This window comes from Pantoea sp. S62, from assembly GCF_016658625.1.
GTDB lineage: Bacteria > Pseudomonadota > Gammaproteobacteria > Enterobacterales > Enterobacteriaceae > Pantoea > Pantoea vagans.
Map to the genome: position 1 here is coordinate 226,196 of NZ_JACVVI010000004.1, position 13,050 is coordinate 239,245.

Annotated in this window: 10 protein-coding genes; 5 read left to right on the forward strand and 5 right to left on the reverse strand. The window is 57.3% G+C overall.

Features of this window, described 5'->3' with window-relative positions:
• Positions 1-56: 56 nt before the first annotated feature.
• The 4 genes from IBT54_RS08680 to IBT54_RS08695 all read left to right on the forward strand — a co-directional run bounded on the left by IBT54_RS08680 (position 57) and on the right by IBT54_RS08695 (position 6,078).
• Complete coding sequence (locus IBT54_RS08680; protein ID WP_201252016.1) at positions 57-1,370, forward strand: amidohydrolase; 1,314 nt, start codon at positions 57-59, stop codon at positions 1,368-1,370.
• On the forward strand, positions 1,367-2,809 hold the full coding sequence (locus IBT54_RS08685) for a M20 family metallopeptidase (RefSeq protein ID WP_201252017.1): 1,443 nt from the start codon (positions 1,367-1,369) through the stop codon (positions 2,807-2,809). Before IBT54_RS08680 ends, IBT54_RS08685 begins: the two co-directional genes overlap by 4 nt.
• 159 nt (positions 2,810-2,968) lie before the next feature.
• Positions 2,969-4,486 (forward strand): p-aminobenzoyl-glutamate transporter, encoded by a 1,518-nt coding sequence (gene abgT / locus IBT54_RS08690; RefSeq protein ID WP_201252018.1) that lies wholly within the window; start codon positions 2,969-2,971, stop codon positions 4,484-4,486.
• A gap of 182 nt (positions 4,487-4,668) precedes the next feature.
• The gene (locus IBT54_RS08695; RefSeq protein WP_201252019.1) at positions 4,669-6,078 is read left to right on the forward strand and encodes an MFS transporter; all 1,410 of its coding nucleotides are present in this window, start codon (positions 4,669-4,671) and stop codon (positions 6,076-6,078) included.
• A gap of 46 nt (positions 6,079-6,124) precedes the next feature.
• Here the strand turns inward: IBT54_RS08695 and IBT54_RS08700 are convergent, their stop codons facing one another.
• From IBT54_RS08700 to IBT54_RS08710, 3 genes are read right to left on the reverse strand one after another with little or no spacing between them, the layout of a single operon-like run.
• A complete protein-coding gene (locus IBT54_RS08700) occupies positions 6,125-7,435 on the reverse strand; it encodes a cytochrome c (RefSeq protein WP_201252020.1) in 1,311 nt (436 codons plus the stop codon).
• 10 nt (positions 7,436-7,445) lie between these two features.
• Positions 7,446-9,230, reverse strand: a complete 1,785-nt coding sequence (locus tag IBT54_RS08705) for a GMC family oxidoreductase (protein ID WP_095706353.1) — start codon at positions 9,228-9,230, stop codon at positions 7,446-7,448.
• Positions 9,231-9,232: 2 nt separating this feature from the next.
• Positions 9,233-9,967 (reverse strand): gluconate 2-dehydrogenase subunit 3 family protein, encoded by a 735-nt coding sequence (locus IBT54_RS08710; RefSeq protein ID WP_201252021.1) that lies wholly within the window; start codon positions 9,965-9,967, stop codon positions 9,233-9,235.
• A gap of 275 nt (positions 9,968-10,242) precedes the next feature.
• Here IBT54_RS08710 and sbmA point away from each other — a divergent pair, with 275 nt between their 5' ends.
• On the forward strand, positions 10,243-11,484 hold the full coding sequence (gene sbmA / locus IBT54_RS08715) for a peptide antibiotic transporter SbmA (RefSeq protein WP_033781572.1): 1,242 nt from the start codon (positions 10,243-10,245) through the stop codon (positions 11,482-11,484).
• 50 nt (positions 11,485-11,534) lie between these two features.
• Here sbmA and IBT54_RS08720 read toward each other — a convergent pair whose 3' ends face one another.
• Both IBT54_RS08720 and IBT54_RS08725 read right to left on the reverse strand, forming a co-directional pair.
• Positions 11,535-12,587, reverse strand: coding sequence for a YncE family protein (locus tag IBT54_RS08720; RefSeq protein WP_201252022.1), 1,053 nt, complete (start codon positions 12,585-12,587; stop codon positions 11,535-11,537).
• 198 nt (positions 12,588-12,785) lie between these two features.
• Positions 12,786-12,995, reverse strand: a complete 210-nt coding sequence (locus tag IBT54_RS08725; RefSeq protein ID WP_009092571.1) for a DUF1471 domain-containing protein — start codon at positions 12,993-12,995, stop codon at positions 12,786-12,788.
• Positions 12,996-13,050: the final 55 nt, after the last annotated feature.

Below are 13,050 nucleotides of genomic sequence, written 5' to 3' on the forward strand. Positions count from 1 at the left end.
TACCATTGTGTAGATTCGACGCAGTGCATAAAAAATCAACAACGAGGAAAGAGCCGATGACCCCCCTTTCAGACCACGTCAATGCCCTGCTGCCACAGCTGCAACAGTGGCGTCGCGACTTCCATCACTACGCCGAATCGGGCTGGCTGGAGTTCCGTACCGCGACGTTAGTCGCTGAAGAACTGCATAAGCTCGGTTATCAACTAAAGCTGGGCCGTGAAGTGATCGATGCCGATGCGCGGATGGGCTTGCCCGACGACGCCGTGCTGAAGCAGCAGGAAGCCCGTGCGCTGCAGCAGGGCGCACTGCCGCAGTGGATCAGCCACTTCTCTGGCGGATTCTGCGGCATCGTGGCAACACTCGATACCGGCCGTCCCGGCCCGGTGATGGGCTTCCGCGTCGATATGGATGCACTGGATCTCAACGAAAGCCAGGCCACCGATCATCTGCCGCAGCGTGAAGGATTTGCTTCCTGTAACGCGGGCATGATGCATGCCTGCGGGCACGACGGCCATACCACCATTGGCCTGGGCCTCGCCGCAGTGCTGATGGCGATGAAAGATCAGCTCAGCGGTACGATTAAACTGATCTTCCAGCCCGCCGAAGAGGGTGTGCGCGGCGCGAAAGCGATGGTCGCCGCGGGCGTGGTCGATGACGTTGAGCGCTTCACTGCGATTCACATCGGTACCGGCGTGCCGGCAGGTGAAGTGGTGTGCGGCAGCGACAGCTTCCTGGCTACCACCAAGCTGGATGTTCACTTTATCGGCGTCGGTGCCCATGCGGGCGGTCGCCCGGAAGAGGGTCGCAATGCTCTGCTGGCCGCGGCACAGGCGACGCTGGCGCTGCATGGTTTAACCCAGCACAGCGGCGGTGTGGCGCGGGTTAACGTGGGCGTGCTGCAGGCGGGAACCGGCCGCAACGTAGTGGCCGACTGCGCCCTGCTGAAAGTCGAAACCCGTGGCGTGACCAATCAGGTTAACGACGATATTTATCAGCAGGCGCTGCGGGTGATTGCCGGTGCGGCAGCGATGTATGGCGTTGAGCAACAGGTTTCACTGATGGGTGCCGCGCGCAGCTGTACGCCTACACAGCCGTGGGTTGATTTCATCCACCAGCAGGCAGATGCACTCGGCCTTTTCGACTCGGTGGTCGATCGTAAAGCGCAGGCAGCAGGTTCGGAAGATGCGACCTACATGATGGAGCGCGTAAAACAGCGCGGCGGCCAGGCCTCTTACGTTATTTTCGGCTGTGAGCTGGCGGCGGGTCACCACAATGCGAAATTCGACTTTGACGAGCGGGTCATGCCAGACGCCATTACGCTGCTGGCAACGCTGGTGCTGAACCAGGCGCAGTTTGGGGGCTCACGATGATGGAAGCGTTTATTGCCGATTATATCGATCGCCATCAGCTCCGCTTCAGCACGCTCAGCGACGCCATCTGGGACACGCCGGAAACGCGCTTCGCCGAAACCCGTTCCTCTGCTCTGCTGGCCGATGCGCTGGAAAGAGAAGGATTTACAGTGGAACACGGCGTGGGGGGCATCGACACGGCCTTTATCGCCAGCAAGGGCAGCGGTAAGCCGGTGATTGCTATCATGGGTGAGTTTGATGCGCTGGCCGGTCTGAGCCAGCAGTCGGGCTGCGCCCGGCCACAACCGCTGGAAGCTAACGGCAACGGACATGGCTGCGGCCACAACCTGCTTGGCACGGCGGGCGTGGCCGCCGCCTGCGCCGTGAAAGCCTGGATGGAGCAGCATCATACCCGCGGTACGGTTCGCTTTTATGGCTGTCCTGGCGAAGAGGGCGGCTCGGGCAAAACCTTTATGGTGCGCGAGGGGCTGTTTGACGACGTTGACGCCGCCGTGACCTGGCATCCGGAAGGTTTCAGCGGGATGTTTAATCTGCGCACGCTTGCCAATATTCAGGCGGCCTTCAGCTTCAAAGGCGTCGCCGCTCACGCCGCCAACTCACCCCATCTGGGCCGCAGCGCACTGGATGCCGTCACGCTGATGAACACCGGCGCCAACTTCCTGCGCGAGCATATCGTACAGGAAGCGCGTCTGCATTACGCCATCACCAACAGCGGCGGCGTCTCGCCGAATGTGGTGCAGGCCGATGCGGAGGTGCTCTACCTGATTCGTGCCCCGGAACTGCCTCAGGCGCAGGCGATCTATGAGAGGGTGATCAATATCGCCAGAGGCGCAGCGCTGATGACCGACACCACGCTGACCGTGCGTTTTGACAAAGCCTGTTCTGACTACGTGCCTAATCGCGCGCTGGAGGCGGTGATGGAGCGTTATTTGCATCAGTTTGGTTTGCCCGACTATAGCGACGAAGAGCGCGCGTTTGCGGCTGAACTGCGTGCCACCCTGACCGATGACGATCTGCGCAATGCCCGGCTCAATGCCGCCCGCACCGGTGGCGAAGCCGGTCATGCCTGGGCTGAACAGCTGGGCGATAAGCTGTTTATGGATGAGGTCGCGCCCTATGCGGTCACGCGCGAGCTGCTCTACGGCTCCACCGATGTCGGCGATGTCAGCTGGGTGACGCCGACCGCACAGTGCTTTGCGCCCTGCTTTACCTTCGGTACACCGCTGCACACCTGGCAACTGGTGGCGCAGGGCCGCACCAGTATCGGGCATAAGGGGATGTTTCTGGCGGGCAAAGTGATGGCGGCCACGGTGTTAACGCTGTTAACGGATCCGCAGGCGCTGGCTGGCTGCCGGGCCGAGTTTGATCGAGTACGCGCCGCGCAGCCTTATATCTGTCCGATCCCGGCGGGGATCACACCCACAAAACTGGCCGAATGAGCCAACGGCCGTGTCTCTGACGCGGACCATTATAAAAATATTGCAAACACTTCCCTGATTCAGCGGAGCCGGAACTGAACTCACCGTCTGTCGTCTACCACGACCGGCGCCAGGCCGGACCTCCGCCGATAAGGGGAATACAAGACGAGAACCAATACCATGGAAGCAACCTCGGGAAACCGCAGCCCTGGCCGGCTTTTCAGCTGGATCGAGCGCGTGGGCAATAAAGTGCCCAACCCTTTTTTACTGTTTGTCTATTTGATTGTTGTTCTGATGGTGGCGACCGCCGTTATCAGCGCGCTGGACCTGACGGTAAAAAACCCCAGCAACGGCGAAATTGTCCGGGTGAACAACCTGCTGAGCGTCGCAGGTATTCAGTGGATACTGCCCAATATCATTAAGAACTTCAGCAGCTTTACCCCACTGGGATCGATTCTGGCGCTGGTGATTGGTGCCGGACTGGCAGAAAAGGTCGGCCTGTTACAGTCGCTGATGGTAAAGATGGCATCGCGCGTCAGCCGCCGCTATGCCAGCTACATGGTGCTGTTTATCGCCTTCTTCAGCCATATCTCCTCGGATGCCGCGCTGGTAGTGATGCCGCCGTTGGGTGCGCTGATCTTCCTGGCGGTAGGGCGTCATCCGGTGGCGGGCCTGCTGGCCGCGATTGCCGGTGTGGCTTCTGGCTTTACCGCCAACCTGCTGATTGTCACCACCGATGTGCTGCTCTCGGGGATCAGCACCGAGGCGGCTAAAGCGGTCAGCGACACAGTGCACGTCAGCGTCATCGATAACTGGTTCTTTATGGCTACCTCGGTGATTGTACTGACGATTGTGGGTGCGCTGCTGACCGACAAATTTGTCGAGCCGCGCCTGCCAGAGTGGCAGGGCAATGGTGAGAAGCTGGCGGCACTGACGCCGCTGGAGAACCGCGGCCTGCGGGCAGCCGGGATCGCCGCATTACTGTTTATCGCCGTAATGGCGTTGCTGGTGGTGCCGGAACATGCGCCGCTGCGCAACCCCGCTACCGGCGCCATTATCCCCTCCCCCTTTATTCAGGGCATCGTACCGATCATCATTCTGTTCTTCTTTGTGGTCGCCATTGCTTACGGTGTGGTCACCCGACAGATCCGCCGTCCGGATGATATCCCGCAGTTGCTGGTCGATCCGATGAAGGGCATGGCGGGCTTTATCGTGATGGTGTTTCCGCTGTCGCAGTTCGTGGCGTTCTTTAACTGGAGCAACATGGGCAAGTTCATGGCAATCGGGCTGACCGACGTGCTGGAAAGCGCAGGCGTCAGCGGTGCGCCCGCGTTTCTGGGGTTGATGTTCCTGTCGGCGTTTCTCTGCATGTTTATTGCCAGCGGCTCAGCAATCTGGTCGATTCTCGCCCCGGTCTTCGTGCCGATGTTTATGCTGCTTGGCTTCCATCCCGCCTTTGCCCAGATGATTTTTCGCATCGCCGACTCCGCCGTGCTGCCTCTGGCACCGATGTCGCCGTTTCTGCCGCTGTTCCTGGCCTTTTTGCAGCGTTACCAGAAGGATGCGCAGCTCGGCACTTATTACGTGCTGATCTTCCCCTATCCGCTGGTGTTCTTTATCAGCTGGATAGCGCTGCTGATGGTGTGGTATCTGCTGGGTCTGCCAATCGGGCCAGGCGTCTGGCCGAAACTGCCTTAAGGCGCCGTGCCATGGATGGCATAACCTGCAACGTACATTGCTAAATCGTCAGCAACGACGCTCTCGGCAACGGCGGATGAATTGATTATCCTGCTATCTCTTTGCTTGCTAACGGTTAACTATTTTAATAAGCCTCTGACCGGCTGCGAGTCGTATCCACACTGCCTGAGGTTCACGCTGATATGACCACCACTTCCACCAGACTGCCGCCGATGCACGCTTCATCGGCGGCCCGTAACAGCTTAGCCGCACGCGTTGATGCGCTGCCCTCCTCTGCCGGATTATGGCGCTTTATCACGCTACTGGCGCTGGGCGGTTTTTTTGAGCTTTATGATCTGTTTGAAACCGGTTATATCAGCACCGGCCTGCTATCGGCGGGCGTATTTCACACCGGCGCGGCGGGTGTACTGGGCTTCTCCGATCAGGCCGCGTTCGCCTCGGCCACCTTTCTCGGTCTGTTTTTCGGTGCCAGCCTGCTGGCACCCTATGCTGACCGCTTTGGCCGCCGCCTGACCTTTATGTGTGCGCTGCTCTGGTATGGACTGTTTTCGCTGCTGATGGCGTTTCAGCAGAGTGCGGAGATGATTATTCTGTTTCGCTTCCTGGTGGGGATCGGGCTGGGTGTCGAACTGGTGACCATTGATACTTATCTGTCGGAATGGGTGCCGAGCCATCTGCGCAGCCGCGCTTTTGCCTTCTCCTTTTTCGTGCAGTTTTTGTCGGTGCCTGCCGTGGCGCTGATGTCGTGGTGGCTGATTCCGCAAACGCTGCTCAGCCTGGAAGGCTGGCGCTGGGTGGTGATCGCGGGCGCGGTCTGTTCGCTGGTGATCTGGCTGGTACGCAGGAACCTGCCGGAATCAGCACGCTGGCTGGCGCAGCAGGGGCGTCATCAGGAGGCGCATCAGGTGTTGTCCGCGATGGAGCAGCGCTGTGGCATCCCGGCCGGACCCGCATTTTCAGCCGATGATGCGGCGGCACAGTTGCCAAAACAGGGGCGTTTCAGTGAGATCTGGTCACCCGCTTACCGTAAGCGCACCCTGATGCTGGTGGTGATGAACTTCTTCCAGGCGATTGGCTTTTTCGGCTTTGGTAACTGGCTGCCTGCACTGCTGTCAGGCCGCGGTGCCACGGTGACGCATAGCCTGCTCTACGCCTTCTTCATCACGCTGGCCTATCCGCTGGGATCGCTAATCTGTAGCCGCTACGCTGACAAAATGGAGAATAAGTGGCAAATCGTCCTGTCGTCGCTGATGACGGTGGTGTTCGGTACGCTCTTTGCCTTCCAGACGCAGCCGGTATTGCTGATTATGTGCGGCTTCCTGATCACCTGGTCAAATGCATGGCTGACCTTCAGCTTCCACGCCTATCAGACCGAGATCTTCCCCACCCATATTCGGGCGCGGGCAGTCGGTTTTTGCTACTCCTTCAGCCGCCTTTCTACAGTCTTCAGCAGCATCCTGATCGGGGTGATATTGCAGTATGCCGGAACGCCAGGCGTGATTACCTTTATCGTGCTGAGCATGGTGATGGTAATGCTGTCGGTGGGAATTTACGGGCCGAAAACGCGCGGAATCGATCTGGAGAATATTTAAAAGAAGAGGCCGTCATCCTGATGATGACGGCCTTTTTTACTGCCGGTTACTTGCCTTCCAGTACCCGGATATCTGCACTGCCCAGCCGATCTTTTTCATCTTTACGTAGCTCAGCCACCTGTTTCGCGCTGACCTGCTCCGACGCCTTGTTGCCCCAGCTGTTGCGCACGAAGTTCACCACGTCCGCCACCTGCTGATCGTTGAGGCGCCAGCCGAATGCCGGCATGGTAATGGTCGACGGCGCACCATTCACGCCAGGCAACTGTCCGCCCACCAGCACAATGTGGATCAGCGAGGTCGGATCATCCGCCATGACGACCGGATTACCGCGCAGCGCCGGGTAGAAGCGTTTATAGCCGCTGCCATCGGTCTTATGGCACGCCGCACAGCTGTCGACGTAGGTCGCCGCACCGGTCTGGCTGTCATCGCCACGCCACAGCGCTTTTGCCGTGGCATCATCCACGCTGAACGCTGCCTGATGCGGGTCTTTTGCGCCCAGCGACTTCAGATAGCGTGCAATAGCCGTGATATCGGCCTCGCTAAGGTGCTGCAGACTGTGTTCTACCACGTCGGTCATACCACCGAAAGCGGCGGTCTGATCGTTGCGGCCATAACGCAGGAACTGACGCAGGTCCCCTTCACTCCAGCGACCCAGCCCATCGCGGTTATCGCCGCGCAGGTTGCTGGCGGTCCAGCCATCAATGGGTGCACTGCTGCCCGCCAGATAGTCGCTGCCCTCCTCGTTGGTCAGCGCCTTCTCCTGCATGGTAATGCTGCGCGGTGTGTGACAGGCCCCGCAGTGGCCCAGTCCTTCAACCAGATAACGACCCCGCGCCAGCACCGGATCTTCCTGCGCTGCAGGCTGGAAGGCTTTTACATCGGGCGCAAAAATGCCGCGCCAGATCGCCAGCGGCCAGCGCATTGACAGCGGCCAGGGAATGTCGCTCTCCCGGTTTGGCTGTCCAACCGGCGCAACGCCATGCATAAAGTAGGCGTAAAGCGCCTTCATGTCCTCATCGCTGACCACCGCGTAGGAGGGGAATGGCATTGCCGGATAGAGCGTATCGCCGTTCTTCGCCACGCCGTGACGCACCGCTTTCTGGAAGTCGTCGTAGCTGTATTCGCCAATGCCGGTGTCGCGATCGGGCGTGATGTTGGTGGAGTAGATGGTGCCAATCGGTGTCGCCATCGGCAGACCTCCGGCAAACGCCGCGCCGCCTTTGCTGGTGTGGCAGGCCACACAGTCACCGGCACGCGCCAGATATTCACCCCGTTTAACCAGATCGTCCTGGCTGTTATCCGCCAGGGCGGCGAACGACAGGGAGCCGAGAATCAGAGCCAGAATGCCATTTTTCATCGCCATCTCCTTATGCCTGCACCAGTGGACCGGGGTTTTTCAGGTAGTGTTCGCGAATCGCTTTGGCTGACCAGTAGGTTAGCGCCGCCACCATGCCGGTCGGGTTATAACCCAGTCCCTGCGGGAAGGCGGATGCGCCTGGTACAAACACATTTGGCACGTCCCAGCTTTGCAGATAACGGTTCACCGCACTGGTTTTAGGATCGTCGCCCATGATCGCCCCGCCACTGATGTGGGTAGTCTGATACACCGTCGAGTCAAAATGGGTGCCCGGCTTTTTCGCGCCGCCGATGATCATCTTCGGATTCATCGCTTCCGCGATATTGCGCATCTTGCCAACCATAAACTGTGCCATTTTGATGTCGTTATCCTGCCAGTCAAAGGTCATGCGCAGCAGCGGCTGTCCATAGGCATCTTTGTAGTTGGGATCGAGATCGAGGTAGTTGGCGCGATAGGACTGGTGTGCACCGTGCGCATCCATCGACAGATGGTGGGTGTAGGTATCCGCCACCGCCGCTTTCCATTTGCTGCCCCAGTTAGGTGTACCCGCTGGCACCGGCAGGCCAGAGATCGGTTTAGTGCCCGCCTGGTTAACCCAGAATGGCGAACCGCCGACAAAGCCCAGCGGCCCGTGATCGAAGTTATCCGCGTTGAAATCATCAACCGCTACGCCTGCACCACCCGCGCCGATAAACGGATTGGTAGTGGTGTTCTTATCAAACAGCGCCTTGAGCGTAGAGAGGTTCTGATAGGCGAAGTTGCGGCCTACGGTGCCTTCATTGGTGATCGGGTTGTACGGTTTACCAATGCCTGACAGCAGCATCAGGTGAACATTGTGGAACTGGAAAGCGGAAAGGATCACCAGATCAGCAGGCTGAACCTGCTCACGACCCTGACCATCCACATAGGTCACGCCAGTTGCGCGCGTTTTGTCATCGCTGAGATTGACCCGCAGTACATAAGAATTGTTGCGCAGCTCAAACTTCGGCTCCTGACGCAGCGCAGGCAGGATGTTGACGTTAGGAGACGCTTTGGAATACATGTAGCAGGCGTAGCCGCTGCAGTAACCGCAGAAATTGCACGGCCCCATCTGCGCGCCATAGGTGTTGGTGTAAGGACCCGAAGTATTGGCGGACGGCAGATCGTAAGGGTGATAACCAACCGACTCGGCCGCCTGAGCAAACAGCTGTGACGAATAGGTGCGCTTCTGCGCGGGCAGCGGGAAGTTATCGGAGCGATCCGGCGCAAACGGGTTGCCGCCTTTATCTTTGCCGACCACTTTCCCCTTGATGCTCCAGGCGCTGCCGGAGGTGCCAAAGACTTTTTCTGCTTTGTCGAAAAACGGCTCCAGCTCATCGTAGCTGACGCCAAAATCCTGAATCGTCATGCCTTCCGGGATGAAGTTCTTGCCGTAGCGCTCTTCGTAATGGCTGCGCATCCGCAGTTCAACCGGATCGACACGGAAATGGACGCCGGACCAGTGCAGGCCCGCACCGCCAGTACCGGTGCCGGGCAGAAATGCCGCCAGTTGACGATAGGGAACGGCCGTCTGCGAAGCGTCATGACGAATGGTCACGGTGCTTTTCGACAGATCCTGGAACAGCTTTTTGCGGATGTTATAGGTCAGCTCATCAATGGACTGCGGATAAGAGCCATCAGGATAGGTGTCGCGATGCGGTCCGCGCTCCAGCGCCAGCACGTTAAGGCCCGCTTCGGTCAGCTCTTTCGCCATAATTGCGCCTGCCCAGCCGAAGCCGACAATCACTGCATCCACTTTTTTCATTTCGTTAGCCATGCTTAGCTTCTCTCCCCGCGAATCGACACTGATGGGAACGGATATCGTTCGCCGCGCTCTACCCAGTCCATAAAGTCGGCGCGTGCGCCAGGGAAGTTGATCAGCTTCCAGCCGACCATGCCCTGATTTCCGCCGTGGATGGGATCGCTGAAGAAGCCTTCGCGGGTGTTCTGCAGCAGGAAGCTGAAGAAGACTTTTGATGGCAGCTGACTGAATTCCGCGCTGCCACTCTCCATCGCCTGCAACAGGGCATCCTGCTGCTCGCCACTGAGCTGGGCGAAAACCTTGCCGTGCTGCTGCTTGCTGTAACTGTCGGCATCGGCCAGACCGAGCCGGTAGATCTGCTGGGGTACCAGCGGCAGCTGATAGCCCAGCTCTTTCGGCAGATCGGGATTAAACGGCCCCTGCATATACCAGTTTGAACCCGTGGCATACGGTGTATTCATCTGACGATCGATAAACTCCGGCACGCCGGCTTCCAGCGCACCCGGCCCGCGTTCATCGCTGGGGATCAGGCGAGCTACGGCGGCAGTAATAAAGGCAAACTCTTCGGCGGTAAACCAGGCTGGCTGGTAGTCACGCGCCTGCTGTGGACCCGCCGGGGTTTCAGCCGCCTGCGCAGCGAGCGGCAGGGAGAGCACGCCCATCGCTGTGGAACCTACCGCCATTGCAGGCGCCAGGGTAATAGTCTTCAGCAAAAAATCCCTGCGTGAATGACCCTTTTTTTGTTCTGACATGACATTGCCTCATTCCCGCTATCGTGAGCGGTATGAAAAAGTAGAGGGTTGCGTTGTAATGGTTTTTATAAGCAAATTCAGGGTGACAGATTTTTGTTACCGGTAACAAAGCACCATATTGTAACACTGCCATTCACAAAAATTTAGTTCCACGAAACAAAACCGCACAATTTCATTAACATCTATCACCGTCCTGTCATGAGCAGAAACAACAGACTACAGACAGCGACCCGCCAAAAACGTTATAACAGGCAACACACAACAGCGGAGTGCCTATGTTTAAGTCTTTTTTTCCGCGGCCAGCGCTGTTTTTCAGCTCTGCGGCTGTCTGGAGCTTAGTAGCGATTTTTGCCTGGTTCGGCTTTGCCGCACATCTGCCCGGCATGTGGCCGACTTTTGAAACGGCAATGAAACAACCTTTACCGACCACAGCGGCACGTTTTATCGCTGCGAGTCAGATCTGGTTTTATCTCTATTACTGGATCATGGTAGCCATTTTTGCCCTGGCCTGGCGGCTGATTGATGCGCATCCGTGGCAACGCTGGTCAGTATGGGGTTCCGCGCTGATTATCTTTGTCACCTGGTTTGGTGTGCAGGTGGGCGTGGCCATTAATGCCTGGTATGGTCCGTTCTATGACCTGATTCAGAAAGCCCTGACCAAAGCGGGATCGGTGCAGATTGCAGAGTTTTACCATGAGGTTATCTCTTTTCTCGGCATCGCATTAATCGCGGTGGTGATTGGCGTTCTCAACTCCTTCTTTATCAGCCACTGGGTTTTCCGCTGGCGTACCGCCATGAATAACTACTACATGCATAACTGGCAGCGTCTGCGTCATGTGGAAGGTGCCGCACAGCGTGTGCAGGAAGACACCATGCGGTTTGCAACTACGCTGGAAAACTGGGGTGTTAGTTTTATTCAGGCGATTATGACGCTGGTAGCGTTTTTACCGGTGCTGGTGGCGCTGTCACATCACGTGAAAGATATCCCGATCCTCGGCAATATCCCTTACGCGCTGGTGATTGCAGCGGTGCTCTGGTCTGTGTTCGGCACCGGCTTGCTGGCGCTGGTCGGGATTAAGCTACCGGGTCTGGAGTTCCGTAATCAGCGGGTTGAAGCTGCATACCGTAAAGAGCTGGTCTACGGCGAAGACAATGCCGATCGTGCACAGCCACAGACAGTGCAGGAGTTGTTCAGTCGGGTGCGGGTTAACTACTTTCGTCTCTACTTCCACTATCTCTACTTCAACATCACCCGCATTCTTTATCTGCAAGTCGATAACGTGTTTGGTTTGTTCCTGCTGTTCCCGTCGATTGTGGCAGGCACCATCACGCTGGGCTTACTCAACCAGATCACCAACGTGTTTGATCAGGTGCGCGGTTCGTTCCAGTATCTGATCGCCTCCTGGTCAACGCTGATCGAGCTGATGTCGATCTACAAACGTCTGCGCAGCTTTGAACAGATCCTGGATGATGTGCCGCATGATGAGATGATGCGCGAGGCATCGGAAGAGGTTTAGTGGTTCAGGGGAAGACTCTTCCTCTCTGGCTGGAGAGGAAGAGGAATCACTTACAGTACAATACGCATCACGCTGTCAGGATTTTTTGGCGGTTCCTTGCGCGAGCCGGGCTGTTTTACGCTGACGTACAGCACCTTACCATCCGCCGAGAGCGCCAGACTGTTAGGCAATGCCGGGGTTTTTACCGTGCGCTTCACCTTATAGCTGCTGGCGTCGATGATGCTGACTTCACCGGCTTTGCGATGGGTAACATAAAGCTCATCACGCTGCGCATTGAACAACACCGCCAGCGATTCAGGCACATCAATCCGCTGAATTACCTGCTGATTACGCAGATCCACTACCAGCACCTGCGCCTGCTTTGAATCGGTCAGGAAAGCGCGCTGACCACCGGTATCCAGCGCAAGGTTCAGGAAGAAGTGCGCTTTATCGCCGTCAATCCTCTGCTTCTTCTCAACCGCATTTGTACGCGCATTAATCGTGACCAGTTCGCCATCGGCATTGGTGACGTAGACCTTTTGCGCATCGGCATCCACAGCCAGACCGGTGCCCATTTTGCCGGTATTCGGAATGGTGCTGACAAGCTTCATCGTGCTGCCATCCACCACCCAGACCACGCTCTGCGGTCCCAGTCCGGTGATATACACCCGGTTAGTTTTCACATCCACCGCCACCTGGCGCGGCTGCAGCGGACGCACGGTCTCACTGCGCGGACGGCTATCCAGCACCAGCGTATTCAGTACCTTACTGCTACTGGCATCGATAGCGGTGACCGAACCGTTTACGGTATTACCAATATAAAGCACGTTGGTTTGGGGATTGATTGCCGCACCAAAGGATTTCAGCTCAGTGTTGATTGCCTGCTGTACCGCCAGCGTAGCCGGGTCGAGACGGAAAACCGTACCGCCGTTACCGCTGCTGTTCTGCGCTGTCGCCACGAACAGCGCGTTGTCTTTCGGGCTGACCGCCAGTTCATAAACACCTTTACCCACGGACTGATTAAGATCCGCCGCCTGCGCTGCCAGCCATCCTGAGGCAGAGAACAGGGCCGTAGCCAGTAACAGCGGACGCAGAGTCCGGCGCGTAATGGTAATCGCTTTCATAACTTCTCCAGAGTTAATCCACTGCAGACGCAGTGATAAGAAAGCCCGACATTGCAACCAGAAAGGCCTGACGCACAGGCTGATTTACGTTTTTTTGAGAATGATAATTATTTATGAAGGAAAGGGACAGGATTATTCGCGCAGAAACGAAGCCAGGACGCCCGGAGGCATCCTGTCAGCACAAGAGGGTAAAGCGTTTTATTTCAGCAGCTCAGCGGTCATGTGAACGCCGTTGTTGGTGTAAGCTTCAGTGATTTTATATGAAGCACCAGCTTCCTGCGCCTGTGCAGCAATTTTCGCTTCTGCACCATCCAGCGTAGAGTCGATAGCGGTCACAGATTGCGCGAAGCTGGCGAATGGCAGAACAGAAAGCGCGATAACAGCTGCAAAAGTTTTGATAGATTTCATGGTCAATTCCTCGGTTAATTTTTATCAGGTAAGGCGTGCTGCCTTGTTGATAGAT